A 1,039-nucleotide genomic window follows, 5' to 3' on the forward strand; every position below is an offset into this window, starting at 1 on the left:
GAGCCGCGGCCCCTCACCCGATTTGCAAATCGACCTCTCCCCGTCGGGGAGAGGTGAACCGAGTTCGTGGCTCGCTTGATCTAATTCAACAAGATTGTCTATCGATCGCGCCGCCGATTCTATTCGGTCTTGTCGACGTTCCCGGCGCAGCAGCATCAATCCGTGACCATCGGCCCGAACGGTTCCCAACGTTCGCCGGTGAAGCGCGCATCATCCGGGACTGCTTGACCACACGATAGTCGCTGCGGCTGGTGTTGATGGAAAAGCCAGGCAGCAACAGATCGAGCTTCACGTCCTTCAGATTCGCCGCCTGCCGCATGACGTTGTCGCGCGAGAGATCATCGCCGCATTGCTGCAGCACCTGCACCAGCAGCTCGGCGGCGCTGTAGCCGTAGGTGGCATCCGAGATCGGGCGCGTGTTCACGCAACGGCGTCCGCTTGGCTTTCGAAAGGCGACATCGAAGCCGGTCTGAATGAATGTCGGCTAAGGGGGCCATAAGGAGACATTCGCAAACCGGCGTCTTGAGCCTATTGCAGTCCCGCCTTGCGAAAACCGTCGAGGAATTTTGCCATTGGGCCGGGCGTATAAGGGACATTACGCTCGATCCAGGCAATCGAATTTTCTGGATGCAGTTCCTGAAGCTGCGCCAGGGCCGCGCGAGCTTCGTCCATCCGGCCCGCCAACGCCAAGCTCGCCACGTAAATGCGATGCCCGTTGGTCAACTCAAACCGCTGTTGAATGGCCTTGCGTCCGAAGCCGACGGCTACCGCGTAGCGACCCGCCTGGTAATGAGCGGCAGCGAGCGCCGCATTGAGCAGTGCGTTCTGCGGGTCATGGGGGCTCATGCGGATGGCCTGTTCGATGTGATCTATGGCTTGGTCGGATCGGGCGTCGAAGGCAAGCGCGCAGCCCAGAAAGCCATGCGCGGCGGCAAAGTTCGGATTGAGATCAAGCGCGCGTGCAAATTCCTCGGCCGCCTCGTCGGTATGCCGCCGGGTAAAGGCCACGAATCCCAGCGCAAGGTGCGCCCACGGATCG

1 protein-coding gene and 1 pseudogene are annotated in these 1,039 nt (G+C 61.0%); both read right to left on the reverse strand.

The genetic code is table 11. The annotated features are described in order from the left end of the window. Positions 1-155: 155 nt before the first annotated feature. Positions 156-397, reverse strand: a pseudogene (locus AKN84_RS44275) (ABC transporter substrate-binding protein); the annotation flags it as partial. A 131-nt stretch (positions 398-528) separates the two neighbouring features. After that, positions 529-1,039: tetratricopeptide repeat protein (locus AKN84_RS44280; RefSeq protein WP_157863410.1), on the reverse strand; the 511-nt coding region annotated here is incomplete at its 5' end.

Origin of the sequence: Bradyrhizobium tropiciagri (assembly GCF_001189845.1) — a bacterium.
Classification (GTDB): domain Bacteria; phylum Pseudomonadota; class Alphaproteobacteria; order Rhizobiales; family Xanthobacteraceae; genus Bradyrhizobium; species Bradyrhizobium tropiciagri.